This window comes from Clostridium sp. CS1-1, from assembly GCF_056135525.1.
The window spans coordinates 4,223,621-4,237,036 of record NZ_CM148680.1 but is presented as its reverse complement, the minus strand read 5'-3'; the positions used below and the strand labels follow the sequence as shown (position 1 = coordinate 4,237,036).

The window sequence follows — 13,416 nt, the reverse complement described above, 5'->3', positions numbered from 1 at the left end:
TTCATTAATTAGTCAGTTTATGTCCCAGTGGGTATAAAATGTACCCGTAATAATAAAGACTAATACTAGAGTATAAAATAGTGACTGTAGAACTGAATGTTTTATACTCTAATTTAGATGATATTTACCAGATAGGAAGGAGAATAAAATATGATTTATTCAACAGAAGTAGACAGAATGTGTTGTGTAACTAAAGGTCCAAACCATGGAGCAGCGCCAATTCCACAAGAAGGAAAATGGGTGCAAGCTAAAGAAATAAAGGATATATCAGGTTTAACACATGGAATTGGATGGTGTGCACCACAACAAGGAGCTACAAAACTTACTTTAAATGTTAAAGATGGTATTATAGAAGAAGCACTAGTTGAAACTATAGGATGTTCTGGAATGACTCACTCTGCAGCTATGGCTTCAGAAATACTTCCAGGAAAAACAATACTTGAGGCGTTAAACACAGATTTAGTTTGTGATGCTATAAATACAGCTATGAGAGAACTGTTTTTACAAATAGTTTATGGAAGAAGTCAAACAGCTTTCTCAGAAGGTGGACTACCTATTGGAGCAGGTCTTGAAGACTTGGGGAAAGGCTTAAGAAGCCAAGTTGGTACTATGTACGGAACAAAGGCAAAAGGAACAAGATATCTAGAAATGGCCGAAGGTTATGTTACAAAACTAGCTTTAGACGATGATAATGAAGTAATAGGATACAAATTCGTCCACCTTGGAAAAATGATGGAGTTTATAGGAAAAGGTATGGACGCTAACGAAGCTATGGAAAAGGCTACTGGACAATATGGTAGATTCGATGAAGCTGTAAAAGTTATCGATCCAAGACACGAATAATTTATAAGGAGGACGTGGAAAATGGCATTATTTGAAAGTTATGAAAGAAGAATTGATCAAATCACACCAGTGCTTGAAAAGTATGATATGAAAACTTTAGAAGAAGCTAAAGCTGTTTGTGATGAAAAGGGAATAGATGTTTACAATATAGTAAAGTCAACTCAAACAATATGCTTTGAAAACGCTTGTTGGGCTTACATATTAGGAGCTGCAATTGCTATAAAAAAAGGATGTACAAAGGCTGCTGAGGCTGCTGAAGCTTTAGGAGAAGGATTACAAGCATTCTGTATACCAGGTTCTGTTGCTGATGACAGAAAGGTTGGCATAGGTCACGGAAATTTAGCAGCTATGCTTTTAAGAGAAGAAACTAAATGTTTTGCATTCCTAGCAGGACATGAATCTTTTGCTGCTGCTGAAGGAGCTATAAAAATAGCTGAAAAGGCTAACAGGGTTAGAAAAGAGCCACTAAGAGTTATATTAAACGGTCTTGGAAAAGATGCTGCTTACATAATTTCAAGAATAAATGGATTTACTTATGTTCAAACTAAGTTTGACTACTATACTGGAAAGTTAGAAATAGTTAAAGAAAAAGCTTACTCAAGCGGACCAAGAGCTAAAGTTAAATGTTATGGCTCAGATGATGTTAGGGAAGGTGTTGCTATAATGCATCATGAGGGAGTTGATGTATCAATAACTGGTAATTCAACTAATCCAACTAGATTCCAACATCCAGTTGCAGGAACTTATAAAAAAGAGTGTGTAGAAATGGGTAAAAAATACTTCTCAGTTGCTTCTGGTGGTGGTACTGGAAGAACTCTTCACCCAGATAATATGGCAGCAGGTCCAGCTTCTTATGGTATGACTGATACTATGGGGAGAATGCACTCAGACGCTCAGTTTGCAGGATCATCATCTGTTCCAGCTCACGTTGAAATGATGGGGCTTATTGGAATGGGTAACAATCCAATGGTTGGAGCTTCTGTTGCAGTGGCAGTTGCTATAGAAGAGTCTATGTGTAAATAGTAGAACTTTAGTATGTGCTTTTAAGAACTCTATACTTTCTGTATAGAGTTCTTTGTTATTAGAATTTAAAAAATATTTAGAAGATTTGCATTTTAGTAGTGACATTTACTTAGATAAATATTATAATAATTAATAATATAGATACTATGTTTTTATAGATTTTTAATTTAATAATTATATATATCATAAAATAAATAAAAAGGAGTGGATTTTTAATGCAGGATAAGACAACGAATATTAAGAAAATTAAGGATAAATTAGAAAATACTAAAAAAGAAAAAGAAGAGAAAAAAGAAAGTTGTAAATTCCTGTTTGATATGATAGGAAGAGTATTTTCAAAATAGATATTAATTGCAATCAGTAAAAAGTAGCAGATTACTCTGCTACTTTTTTAATGAAAATTTATAAAAAGCATTACAAAATGTTAAAAAATATATATAATATATATGCATGGATTTAATTCATAATAGTAATTATTTGACGTAATACATTTAAATTTCAGGTAGTTGCTAAATACTTGAATAGATAACTTATATTTAGGATGGATGGTGGACAAATGAGAAGATTATTAGAAGGCTTAGTAGAAAATAACAAAAGGTACACAGTAGAAGGAAAAGTGGCTTCCTATATACCAGAATTAACTAAGGCGAATGGAGATTGTCTTGGTATATGCATTACAACTTTAGATGGAGAAGAGTATTATGCGGGAGACTATGAAGATAAGTTTACAATTCAAAGTATTTCTAAGGTAATAACTCTAATGCTTGCCATATTAGATAATGGAAAGGATTATGTTTTCAAAAAGGTTGGAATGGAGGCAACAGCGGATGCTTTTAATTCTATAATTAATTTGGAAACTAAAAACCCTCAAAGGCCCTTGAACCCAATGATAAATTCTGGTGCTATTGCGACAGTCTCATTGGTTGCAGGAGAAGGAAGAGATAACACATTTGAAAGAATACTAAAGTTTACAAGAAAGATAACCGGCAATCCAGAGATAGATATTAATGAGAATGTGTATAATTCTGAAAGGATAACTGGAGATAGAAACAGGTCTTTGGCGTATTTTATGAAAAGTACTGGTATTATAGAAAATGATGTAGAGGATGTTTTAGACGTATATTTCAGACAATGCTCTATAGAAGCTACCTGTAAGGATATAGCAAGAGTAGGTGCAGTATTAGCAAATAATGGCATACTTCCATGGAGTGGGGAAAGGATAGTGCCAGCTTATGTTGCTAGGATTGTCAAGACTATAATGTTAACTTGTGGAATGTACGATGCATCAGGAGATGCAGCCGTAAAAATAGGAATACCTTGTAAGAGTGGTGTAGGTGGAGGCATACTTGCAGCGGCACCAGGGCGAATGGGAATAGGAGTATTTGGGCCGGCATTAGATGAAAAGGGAAACAGTATTGGTGGAATTAAGCTTCTAGAAGAGGTTTCTAAAGAACTCGATTTAAGTATATTCTAGTTATATCTATTAATTATTATAAAATGCATATTAAGTAATTTGAAATAAAACTTCTCTTAGGTAATAGTAAGAGGGGTTTTATTTATTCTGCAATCGTTTTAGCTTAGATTTTTAATTTTTTGACATATAGTTTAGTATGGGAATGCTATGACTCATATAATTGAAATTTTATAGGTATACATATAGTGAATTTCTACATTTACGACATTAAGTCTTTTATTATATTGTTACTATATGTATAATTTACTATTATAAAGTTAATGAAATGAATAGATTAAATATATACAGCATCAAGCTTTATAATGACTGCGTATAAAATTTGCAACCTAGGTTACCATATGTTAAGATTTTTAGATAATAGTGAGTCTTATGAAAAAAGTTATCAAAAAATAGAGAATAGCTCAGTTAGGTGTTATAATAAAGAAGTTGAGATAGAGAAATCTATTTCGTAATAAGAAATAGTATTGATTTACTAGATTTAATAAATAAGGCTAATGTTATTGATAAATATAGTAAATCTTAAGATATGAATAGGTAAGTATAGAAAATAGTTATATTTTAAATAGGAATATTAATGTAAATTTAATTGTTCCATAATGATGGAGGTAACATATGTCTAAGGAAAAGTTATTAATATTAGACGGAAATAGTTTAATGAATAGAGCCTTTTATGCATTACCCCCTTTGACGAATGCAGAGGGATTGCATACTAATGGTATATACGGATTTACAAACATGCTTTTTAAAATGAAGGAAGAAATTGATCCAGATTATATTGTATGTACTTTTGATAAAAGTGCACCAACGTTTAGACATAATGAATACAAAGAATATAAAGCAGGAAGAAAGAGAATGCCCGATGAACTAAGAGAGCAGTTCCCTGTTGTTAAGCAGCTTTTAGAGCTTTTGGCTATCGATATATTTGAAATAGATGGATTTGAAGCAGATGATTTAATAGGTACTCTTTCAGTATTTGCTGAAAATAAGGATATAGAAGTTTATATAGTCACTGGAGATAGAGATGCTCTTCAGTTAGCATCAGATAATGTAAATGTAATTATAACAAAAAAAGGAATTACAGAAAAAGAACTTTATGATAAAACCAGAATGATTGAGGAACTTGGTGTAACCCCTACTCAGTTTATTGATGTCAAAGGACTTATGGGGGATGCATCTGATAATATACCAGGGGTTCCAGGGATAGGCGAAAAAACTGCATATAAGCTTATAAAAGAATATGGCAGCATAGAAAGTGTACTTGGGAATATAGATAATATAAGTGGTAAAAAGATAAAGGAGAACTTAATGCAGTATAGCGAACAAGCGATATTTAGTAAAAAGCTTGCAACTATAATGACGAATGTTCCTATTGAGATAGATTTAGATTCGATAAAATCAAAAGAAAGTTATGATGCTAAAGGAGTAAGAGAATTATTTGTTAGACTTCAATTTAAATCTCTTTTAGATAAAATACCTGGTGGAGAAAATATTGACGAAAGTGAAGGACAAAATTTACAGGAGGAAGTTCAAGTAGTATATAATAAAATCTTTACAATAGAGCGATTTAAAGAAATTATGGAGAATATAAACGATAATTATAAAGATGGCGAGTTACTATATTTAACATTTAAAGTCACTGAAGCGAATATATATTCTAAGAGCTTTATAGAAAAGATATTCATAAATTTCAAGGAAAATAATTATTTAATAGAATTAAGCGGAATTATTAATGAAAATAAAGAAGAAGCTGTAAAATTACTCAAAAATATATTTGAAAGTGAAGATATTAAAAAAATAAGCCATGATGTTAAAGTGCCTCATACAATATTACATAAGATGGGTGTAGATTTTGTAGGAGTGAAATTTGATACTAAAATTGCTGCTTATCTAGTAGATTCTTCAAGAGGGAAATATGAATTAAATGATATAATAGAACAATATTTAAAGAGGAATGTGCAAGGCGACGAAGAGTATATTCAAATTAAAGGAACGTCTCTTTTGGAAGAAGTTTATGAAGTTTTAGAATCTCGTATAAGAGAGGGTGGAATGGAGGAACTTTTATATAATGTAGAACAGCCATTAACGGATGTTTTAGCATCTATGGAAAATGAGGGATTTAGGGTAGATAAAGGCAAGTTAAATGAACTTGGGGAGAAATTTAAATCAGAGATAGACTCAATCCAGAAAGAAGTTTATAATTTAGCAGAGGAAGAGTTTAATATAAATTCTCCTAAACAACTAGGAAAGATATTATTTGAAAAGTTAGATTTACCTGTGATTAAAAAGACTAAAACGGGGTATTCCACTAATGCAGAGGTTTTAGACGAACTTTCAGATAAACATCCAATAATAGAAAAGATAACTTACTATAGACAGCTTACTAAATTATACTCAACCTATATCGAAGGGTTAAGAGCTGTAATTGATGAGGATGGGAAGATTCACTCTAATTTTAACCAGACTGTAACAACCACTGGAAGACTTTCAAGTACAGAACCTAATCTTCAAAATATACCTATTAAATATGAAATGGGAAGAGAAATAAGAAAGATTTTTGTACCCGATAATGAAGATAGCGTTATTCTTTCAGCTGACTATTCTCAAATAGAGCTTAGAGTACTTGCTCACATAGCTGAGGATGAAAATTTAATAGGAGCTTTTTTAAATCATAGCGATATACATACCAAAACTGCGTCAGAAGTCTTTAGAGTGCCAATTGATGAAGTTACATCATTACAAAGAAGTAATGCTAAGGCAGTAAACTTTGGTATAGTTTATGGTATAGGAGATTTTAGTTTAGCGAAGGATTTAAAGATATCAAGAAAAGAAGCTAAAAACTATATAGGTACATATTTTGAAAGATATCCAGGTGTAAAAAAGTACATGGATGATATAATAAAACATGCGAAAGAAAAAGACTACGTTACTACAATAATGAATAGAAGAAGATTTATACCGGAAATAAATGCTTCGAATAAGATGGTAAAAGCTTTTGGGGAAAGGTTAGCGATGAATGCACCAATCCAAGGAAGTGCGGCAGATATCATTAAATTGGCTATGGTTAACGTATATAATGAATTGAGAAAAAGGAACCTTAACAGTAAAGTTATACTTCAAGTTCATGATGAACTACTTGTTAATGTATATAGAAATGAGATTGAGGAAGTTAAAGAGATAGTTAAAAAGGAAATGGAAGAAGTTCTTCAATTAAGTGTTCCTCTTGAAGTAGATATGAATATAGGAGAAAACTGGTACGAAGCAAAGTAAAAAGTCTTTAAGTAAAAGTTTAACAAGGAATTTATTTAAAGTTAAACTAGCGATCAGGTAGAGGTTCCATCACTACTTGATTTCTAGTTAAACGAATCTAACAGCTACCAAGCTTTTACAGAGTGAAGGCAGAGAGCCCAAATCTCCGATTTGGTGCGAATCGAGTCAGGTATTAGTTGGATAAAAATAGATTTTAAAATTGCTTATGCATGGTGGTGATATAATGTTAAAAATAGGGCTCACAGGTGGTATTGGAAGCGGTAAAAGCACAGTATCAAATTTGTTTAAAGAAAGAGGATTGGCTATAATAGATGCAGATATAGTAGCTAGAGAGGTGCTGAAACTATATCCTGAAATACTGGGAAAAGTAAAAGTATGTTTTGGGCAAAAATTCTTTAATGAAAATGGTGAACTTAAAAGAAAAGAATTTGGAAACTTCATTTTTAAAGATGAAGCTAAAAGAAAAATCTATGAAGATATAATAATACCATATATTTACAAAGAGATTTCTAGTAGAATTAATAAACTAGAACAGAAAAAAGAATCACTATGTGTTTTAGATGCTCCAACTTTAATAGAAAATGGAATGCATAAGTATATGGACATAAATATACTTGTTTGGGTAGATTTAAAAACTCAAATAAAAAGAGTAATAGATAGAGATAATTTTTCAGAGCAACAGGCAAAAAATAGGATAGATTCTCAAATGTCCTTAGATGAGAAAAAGAATATAGTAGACTATATAATCGATAATACAGGCACAATGAAAAAAACAAAGGAGGAAGTAGAAAATATTCTTAAAGATATTGGGAGCAAGTATAGGGAGGTGGAGTGTCTTAGGATATAACTTTTTAAGACACATATTAAGTTGAAAGTTATTAAACGAGTATTTGTAATTATATTTTTGGTCTTATTACTAATGAATGTAAAAAATATTGCAAGACATTTTTTTTCGATAAAATACACGGATCATATTGTAAAATATTCGAAGAGATATGATTTAGATCCATACTTAGTAGCGGCAGTAATAAAAACTGAAAGTAATTTTCAAGAAAAGGCTAAGTCTAATAAGAATGCATATGGACTTATGCAGATAACTGGAGATACTGCGGAGTGGGCTGCTGAGAAAATGGAAATAGTGCATTATAATACTGAAATGCTATATGAACCTGAATTTAACATAAGGATGGGATGCTGGTATTTAGATAATTTACGAGATGAATTTGATAATAATATAGAAGTTGTATTAGCCGCTTATAATGGAGGACGAGGAAACGTTCAGAAATGGTTAAAAAATTCAGAGCATTCTGCAGATGGAAAAAATCTACACTATATACCATTCAAAGAAACGGACAAGTATGTCAAGAAAGTAAAGGTAAACTATAGGATTTATAAGTATTTATACGGAGAAAGTAGCAGTAAATTAAATACTTCTATGGATTATGATAAGTAATAAGTTTATACTCCATAGAAGTATACAATTTACATATTATAAATGCCATAGTTGACAATCTATAAAAATATAGTATAATAAAAATAAGATATGCGAGAGTGGCGGAATGGCAGACGCGCACGTTTGAGGGGCGTGTGGGAGACCGTGTGGGTTCAAGTCCCATCTTTCGCACCATAAAAATAAATGATTTCTGAGGTATTCGTGGAGCTCTTATTTTGAACCTACATTACTTACAAGGGAGTTCTATATCGAGATGTGAAGTTCAGGCCTTCATTTTATGAAGGAAGATTGCAGCAACTGTGCGAACACCCACCTATCGAGAGATAGGTGTCAAAATTAGAGTAGCGGTATTTTGGAGCATTTATAATGAAATGTATTTTAAGAGAGGTAGAAATACCTCTCTTATTTAATTTTGAGGATAACTTTTTTCATTAAGTATGAAATGCTTTTAGAATAACATACTTCTCTCCAGTATCTAGAGCATATTCAATAGCTTCACTTCTGCTAACACCATTTGTAACTATATTAGTTTCTGTAGTGGCTAACTCAACTAAACTTTTTACAATTTTTTCGTCGTCTTCGCCAGCGTGCTTCATATCGTTTATCTGACTATAAGTATTTTGACTCACCTGTTTAACGGCGCAATTATTCTCATCAGCCATTAGTATTACTGAAAACTTTTTTGTCATATTATTAAACCTCCATCAATAATTCTATACATATTCTATTGTTTCACTATTAAGCTTTTTTATAACTTATATATAAATTAATTTAATTTCATAATAGAATAAAAAAAAAGTTTTAGGTTATTATACATATGAGCATTTAATGCTAGGAATATAGTATATACTTATAAACTTAGCTCATAGGGGGAGATGACTTGGATGAAATCAACATTGTTAAAGAACTGCTTGTTGATGGAAAATGTTAAAGGTGATGTTATAAAAAGAGATATACAAATAGAAGATGGAAAAATAAAGGAGATTGCTGAAAATATCTATTGTGAAAATACAAATTTAGAAGTTATTGATATAAAAGAAAATTATGCTTTGCCAGGGTTTGTGGACTGTCATACACATATGGGAATTCTCGAAGAAGGAACAGGTAAGCTTGGAATAGATAATAACGAAACCTCAAATCCACTAACGCCACATTTGAGAGCAATTGACGGCATAAATCCATTAGATATTGCGTTTAATGATGCAGTGGTTTCAGGAGTTACAGCTGTTATGAGTGGGCCGGGAAGTAATAATGCAGTAGGTGGCAACAATATTGTAATTAAAACCTACGGTGATATAATAGATAAAATGGTGGTAAAGAATCCATCAGGACTTAAGATTGCCTTAGGGGAAGATCCTATAAGTACATATGGTACTAAGCATAAGTGTCCAGTGACAAGAATGGGAACCGCTTCTTTAATAAGAGAATTGTTCATGAGAGCACAAGATTATATGGAACGTAAAGATTCGGGAAAAGTTGTGGAAAGGGATATAAAACTAGAGGCTGTAATACCATTATTAAAAGGAGAAATTATTCTAAGGGCACATGCACATAGAGCTGATGATATAGTTACTGCTATAAGAATAGCAGATGAATTTAATATTAAAAAACTTGTTATAGAACATGGTACAGAGGCTCACTTAGTTAAGGAGTATTTAAAGGAAAAGAATATACCAATTGCATTTGGACCAATGCTAACACCTAGAATAAAGATGGAACTTACAAAAAGAAATTATGGTTCAGCTGTAATGCTAGTTGAAGCTGGTGTCAAGATAGCATTGATGACAGATCATCCTTACAATGCTATAGATCAATTAAGATCAGTTGCTGCACTAGCGGTGTCTGAAGGATTGAACCCCACAGATGCTATTAAATCCATAACTATTAATGCCGCAGAATTATTAGAATGTGACCATAGAATAGGAAAGCTAGAAGAAGGTTACGATGCAGATATTGTAGTTTTAAATGGAGATCCTTTAGATGTAGTCAAAACCAAGGTAATAATGACTATTATAAATGGTGAGGTTGTTCATAAAAGAGATTAAAAATAAAATCAATAAATAAAGCTTCGGTTAGATTAATTTCTATTAATCTAACTTTTGTAATTTAACAGATGAGCGAGAATAATATTAAAGACAAAATATTAGTTTTTCTTTTAAATTTTATAATAATATTATTACTAAAATGGTCACAATGTGAAATAAATATTTATATAAGATAACAAAGGCATTACTAAATAACTGATATTTTAGTAATGCCTTCAAATTATTAAAATTTCATGTTTTCAAACCGCGATTATATTCAGATTTGCTAATGAATACTAAATACTATCTTTTGCTTTGTCTAGATTTTTCATTAAGCTGTTTAGTTTCTTCTAGTGAAGAATCACTGAATCCACTAGTAATACCAGAACCTACGCTGTTACTCATGTTAGCACCAGAAGAATTTTGTTTAGATTGCGCATTAAGTTGTTTTGTTTCTTCTAAGTAGGAATTATTTACGTCACTAGTCATGCTAGAAACCATACTGCTCATTCCAAGCCCTGGAGCATTTTGTCTAGATTGCTCATTAAGTTGTTTTGCCTCTTGTAAATCACTGCTATCTAGTCCGCTAGATATACTAGAACCTACATTACTAGTCATTCCAGCACCAGAAGACTTTTGTCTAGATTGTGAATTAAGTTGTTTTGTTTCTTCTAAATAGTTTTTATCCATGAATTTATCTCCCTTCGATAAAACATTTATTTTAACTCTGGCTTTTTGAAGCCATTAATATCATTCCCGCATTATATAATAGTATCCTGAGAAATAGTACCAAAAAAAGGGATGATAACAAAAAACGTTGACAATATATTAACAAAAAAAGCTAAATTTTGGATTGTTTATATTGGAATATAATTAATATGTTTTTGAAATTTAATTTAACCCTATTAAAAATAGGCGTAAATATGCATATTTATAGATATTAATTAGTGATATTTAGATGATTTTATACGTATAGTGCTATTGACTATTTTAACAAAGTAAACTTGACTTTGAATTCAGAATATTTTAAAATATAATCATATTACATAACTTTCCATATGATATAATTGATGGTAAAGTGTACTTATAATAAGTTTGTTTAGAGTAAAAGAATAATTGATGATAGTATGTCATATAAAACTAAAGGTGATTCAATTATAAAATTGGAGGGAAAAAATGGAGAATAAGGTATTAACGGTATGTCCTTACTGTGGAGCAGGATGCAATCTTTATTTAGTTGTAGAGGATGGTAAGATAGTAAGAGCAGAACCTGCTAATGGTAGGACAAATGAAGAAAGTCTATGTCTTAAAGGGTATTATGGATGGGATTTTTTAAATGATCCACAAATTTTAACTGCTCGTTTAAAGAGTCCGATGATTAGGAAGAATGGACAGCTAAAAGAAGTTTCTTGGGATGAGGCAATTAATTTTACTGCTTCTAAGTTAAAACAAATCAAGGAAAAGTATGGCTCAGATTCTATTATGGGAACAGGGTGTGCAAGAGGATCAGGTAATGAAGCGAATTACATAATGCAAAAGTTTATGAGAGCGGTTATTGGAACTAATAATATAGATCATTGCGCTAGAGTTTGACATGCACCTTCTGTAGCCGGTCTGGCTTATGTACTTGGTAATGGGGCTATGTCAAATGGAATTCACGAGATAGACAAGACAGATTTGTTGTTTATTTTTGGATATAATGGAGCAGATTCTCATCCTATAGTTGCAAAGAGAATAGTTAAAGCAAAAGAAAATGGAGCAAAAATTATTGTAACAGATCCACGTATAACAGAGTCAGCTAGGATATCTGATTTGTGGCTTCCAATAAAAAATGGAACTAATATGATATTAGTCAATGCTTTTGCAAATGTTTTAATAAATGAGGAGCTCTATGATAAAGATTACGTGGAAAAGTATGTTGAGGGCTTCGAAGAATATAAGTCTTTGATCGAAAAATACACTCCGGAATATGCTGAAAAGATGACAAGTGTGCCAGCTAAAGATATAAGAAAAGCCATGAGAATGTATGCTAAAGCTAAGAATGCTATGGTACTTTATGGAATGGGTGTTTGCCAATTTGGACAAGCAGTAGATGTAGTTAAAGGGCTAGCTTCACTTGTGCTTTTAACTGGAAATTTCGGAAGACCAAGTGTTGGAATAGGTCCGGTAAGAGGACAAAATAATGTTCAAGGCGCTTGTGATATGGGGGCACTACCTAATGTTTATCCAGGGTATCAGAAGGTTGAGGACGATAACATAAGAGAAAAGTTTGAAAAAGCTTGGGGGATAAAGCTTTCGAGTAAAAATGGATACCATTTAACAGAAGTACCAAAACTTACATTAGAAGAAGATAAGATTAAGGCTTATTACATTATGGGAGAGGATCCAGTTCAAAGTGATCCTAATTCAGCAGAAGTTAGAGCAGCTTTAGATAAAATGGAACTTGTGATTGTACAAGATATATTTATGAATAAAACAGCATTGCATGCAGATGTAATACTTCCAGCTACATCATGGGGAGAACATGAAGGTGTATTTAGTTGCGCTGATCGTGGATTTCAAAGATTTCGTAAGGCGGTAGAGCCAAATGGAAATGTAAAACCTGATTGGAAAATAATTTCGGAAATAGCAACAGCTATGGGATATACAATGAACTATAATAACACAGAAGAAATATGGGATGAACTTAGAAGTTTGTGTCCAAATTTTGCAGGAGTAAGTTATGAACGTTTAGAGAAGTTAGGAGGTATTCAATGGCCGTGTCCAACAGAGGAACATCCAGGAACTTCGTACCTTTATAAGGATAACAAATTTAACACTCCAAGTGGAAAAGGAAAATTATTTGCAGCAGAATGGAGACCTCCTATGGAGAACCCAGATGAGGAGTATCCACTCAGCCTATCTACAGTAAGGGAAGTAGGGCATTATTCTGTAAGAACTATGACAGGAAACTGTCGTGCACTTCAGCAACTCGCTGACGAGCCAGGGTATGTACAAATAAATTCAAGAGATGCAGAAAAATTAAATGTAGAGGATCAAGAATTAGTTAAGATAAGTTCGAGGAGAGGGTCTGTAATAGCACGAGCGTTGGTAACGGATAGGGCTAATAAAGGGGCTGTTTATATGACTTATCAATGGTGGGTAGGCGCTTGCAATGAGCTTACATTAGATAACTTAGATCCTATATCTAAAACACCAGAATATAAATATTGTGCTGTGAAGATAGAGGCTATTACAAATCAAAATGAAGCAGAACAATTTATAAAAGATGAATATGCAAGAATAAGAAAAAAAATGAATATCAAAGTTTAAAAAATATAGTAAAATATAAG

The 13,416-nt window shown here is 32.0% G+C and carries 11 protein-coding genes, 1 tRNA gene and 1 other RNA gene; 11 read left to right on the top strand and 2 right to left on the bottom strand.

What is annotated here, in order from left to right:
* Positions 1-150 precede the first annotated feature (150 nt).
* The 9 genes from AC0N0V_RS19915 to ssrS all read left to right on the top strand — a co-directional run bounded on the left by AC0N0V_RS19915 (position 151) and on the right by ssrS (position 8,423).
* Positions 151-843, top strand: coding sequence for an iron-sulfur cluster assembly scaffold protein (locus AC0N0V_RS19915; RefSeq protein ID WP_474460547.1), 693 nt, complete (start codon positions 151-153; stop codon positions 841-843).
* 21 nt (positions 844-864) lie between these two features.
* Positions 865-1,866: a GGGtGRT protein gene (locus AC0N0V_RS19910; protein ID WP_474460546.1), complete on the top strand. Its 1,002-nt coding sequence runs from the start codon at positions 865-867 to the stop codon at positions 1,864-1,866.
* Between the two features lie 215 nt (positions 1,867-2,081).
* The gene (locus AC0N0V_RS19905) at positions 2,082-2,210 is read left to right on the top strand and encodes a hypothetical protein (protein ID WP_474460544.1); all 129 of its coding nucleotides are present in this window, start codon (positions 2,082-2,084) and stop codon (positions 2,208-2,210) included.
* Positions 2,211-2,422: 212 nt separating this feature from the next.
* Complete coding sequence (gene glsA / locus AC0N0V_RS19900) at positions 2,423-3,340, top strand: glutaminase A (protein ID WP_474460543.1); 918 nt, start codon at positions 2,423-2,425, stop codon at positions 3,338-3,340.
* A 612-nt stretch (positions 3,341-3,952) separates the two neighbouring features.
* Positions 3,953-6,607, top strand: coding sequence for a DNA polymerase I (gene polA, locus AC0N0V_RS19895; protein ID WP_474460542.1), 2,655 nt, complete (start codon positions 3,953-3,955; stop codon positions 6,605-6,607).
* A gap of 223 nt (positions 6,608-6,830) precedes the next feature.
* Positions 6,831-7,454, top strand: coding sequence for a dephospho-CoA kinase (gene coaE / locus AC0N0V_RS19890; protein ID WP_474460541.1), 624 nt, complete (start codon positions 6,831-6,833; stop codon positions 7,452-7,454).
* 21 nt (positions 7,455-7,475) lie between these two features.
* Entirely contained in the window at positions 7,476-8,060 is a 585-nt protein-coding gene (locus tag AC0N0V_RS19885) for a lytic transglycosylase domain-containing protein (protein ID WP_474460539.1), read from the top strand.
* A gap of 92 nt (positions 8,061-8,152) precedes the next feature.
* Positions 8,153-8,234, top strand: a tRNA-Leu gene (locus AC0N0V_RS19880).
* A 10-nt stretch (positions 8,235-8,244) separates the two neighbouring features.
* A non-coding RNA gene (gene ssrS / locus AC0N0V_RS19875) (6S RNA) lies at positions 8,245-8,423 on the top strand.
* 68 nt (positions 8,424-8,491) lie between these two features.
* Here ssrS and AC0N0V_RS19870 read toward each other — a convergent pair.
* The gene (locus tag AC0N0V_RS19870) at positions 8,492-8,749 is read right to left on the bottom strand and encodes a hypothetical protein (protein WP_474460538.1); all 258 of its coding nucleotides are present in this window, start codon (positions 8,747-8,749) and stop codon (positions 8,492-8,494) included.
* Between the two features lie 195 nt (positions 8,750-8,944).
* Here AC0N0V_RS19870 and AC0N0V_RS19865 point away from each other — a divergent pair, with 195 nt between their 5' ends.
* Complete coding sequence (locus tag AC0N0V_RS19865) at positions 8,945-10,105, top strand: amidohydrolase (RefSeq protein WP_474460537.1); 1,161 nt, start codon at positions 8,945-8,947, stop codon at positions 10,103-10,105.
* A gap of 282 nt (positions 10,106-10,387) precedes the next feature.
* Here AC0N0V_RS19865 and AC0N0V_RS19860 read toward each other — a convergent pair whose 3' ends face one another.
* On the bottom strand, positions 10,388-10,774 hold the full coding sequence (locus AC0N0V_RS19860) for a hypothetical protein (protein ID WP_474460536.1): 387 nt from the start codon (positions 10,772-10,774) through the stop codon (positions 10,388-10,390).
* Positions 10,775-11,260: 486 nt separating this feature from the next.
* Between AC0N0V_RS19860 and fdhF the strand changes: the two genes are divergently transcribed.
* Positions 11,261-13,396 carry a formate dehydrogenase subunit alpha gene (fdhF, locus tag AC0N0V_RS19855; protein ID WP_474460534.1) on the top strand — a complete coding sequence of 712 codons (2,136 nt, stop codon included), beginning with the start codon at positions 11,261-11,263 and terminating at the stop codon, positions 13,394-13,396.
* Positions 13,397-13,416 lie beyond the last annotated feature (20 nt).

Coding starts and splice junctions, on each gene's coding strand:
- AC0N0V_RS19860 (WP_474460536.1), bottom strand. CDS start 10,774: ATGGATAAAAACTATTTAGAAGAAACAAAACAACTTAATTCACAATCT.
- polA (WP_474460542.1), top strand. CDS start 3,953: ATGTCTAAGGAAAAGTTATTAATATTAGACGGAAATAGTTTAATGAAT.
- AC0N0V_RS19905 (WP_474460544.1), top strand. CDS start 2,082: ATGCAGGATAAGACAACGAATATTAAGAAAATTAAGGATAAATTAGAA.
- AC0N0V_RS19910 (WP_474460546.1), top strand. CDS start 865: ATGGCATTATTTGAAAGTTATGAAAGAAGAATTGATCAAATCACACCA.
- coaE (WP_474460541.1), top strand. CDS start 6,831: ATGTTAAAAATAGGGCTCACAGGTGGTATTGGAAGCGGTAAAAGCACA.
- glsA (WP_474460543.1), top strand. CDS start 2,423: ATGAGAAGATTATTAGAAGGCTTAGTAGAAAATAACAAAAGGTACACA.
- AC0N0V_RS19915 (WP_474460547.1), top strand. CDS start 151: ATGATTTATTCAACAGAAGTAGACAGAATGTGTTGTGTAACTAAAGGT.
- AC0N0V_RS19865 (WP_474460537.1), top strand. CDS start 8,945: ATGAAATCAACATTGTTAAAGAACTGCTTGTTGATGGAAAATGTTAAA.
- AC0N0V_RS19870 (WP_474460538.1), bottom strand. CDS start 8,749: ATGACAAAAAAGTTTTCAGTAATACTAATGGCTGATGAGAATAATTGC.